Source organism: Synechococcus sp. H55.2, assembly GCF_047462495.1.
Lineage (GTDB): Bacteria > Cyanobacteriota > Cyanobacteriia > Thermostichales > Thermostichaceae > Thermostichus.
Genome location: NZ_JANSJH010000220.1, coordinates 1 through 744, shown reverse-complemented (window position 1 = coordinate 744; position 744 = coordinate 1). Strand labels below are relative to the sequence as shown.

Sequence of the window (744 nt, the reverse complement as noted above, 5' to 3'; positions counted from 1 at the left end):
AGTAGTGGTCTCTGACCTGGTTCAACTGCTGTCCATTCCAGTTCTCTCCCTCAGAGGTATGGGCAATATCTCTCCTACCCAAGTCCACCCCAATCGCCTCGGTGGTGTCTTGTGGCTCCGGTGGGTCGTGCTCCACGCAAATCTGGATGTAGTAGGAACCGTCTTTGCGCTTGATGAGCGTGGCCGCTTTGGGATGAGAACCGGCCAGCATGCCGCGCTGGTAGGAGCCAACATCCAGCTCAAAGCGCTCGCGTCCCTCAACGGTGGTCAGCGACACCGTCCAGTCCTTCTCGCGGAAAGAAAAGATGCGGGCATCGTAGGTAACAAAGCCGCCCTTGAACGCTTTGACCGGACGATTCTTCTGCTGGGCAGCCTTGCGGGCAGCGGCCAACCTTCTGCATACCTGTTGTGCCAGGTTGCTGGATAGCCCAAAGCGGGTACGAATTGCGCGGTAGCAGAGCGATTGAAGCTTGACTGCGTTGACCACCTTCTCTGGTGTGTTTTGGTTGACCCAGTTGAGTGCTTGTGCAAAAGCCGACAAGGTTGCCTCTAGCTTCACGGCTTGCGAAGCAGATACCTTGAGCTTGCAGGAGATAGTTAAAACTTGGGTCATGTTGCAATCATACGTCATCCGCATTCCTCCCGAGCCTGACCCTACGGGTACAGGGCGGGGCTCCTGCGGTTTCTAGCTGACGATTGTCCGGCCAGCAACCTTCATTAAGGTAGCAAATAGGTCTCTTTCAC

1 pseudogene is annotated in these 744 nt (G+C 55.6%); it reads right to left on the bottom strand.

The annotated features are described in order from the left end of the window. Nucleotides 1-613 (bottom strand): annotated as a pseudogene (locus NW844_RS13025) (RNA-guided endonuclease TnpB family protein); the annotation flags it as partial. Nucleotides 614-744 lie beyond the last annotated feature (131 nt).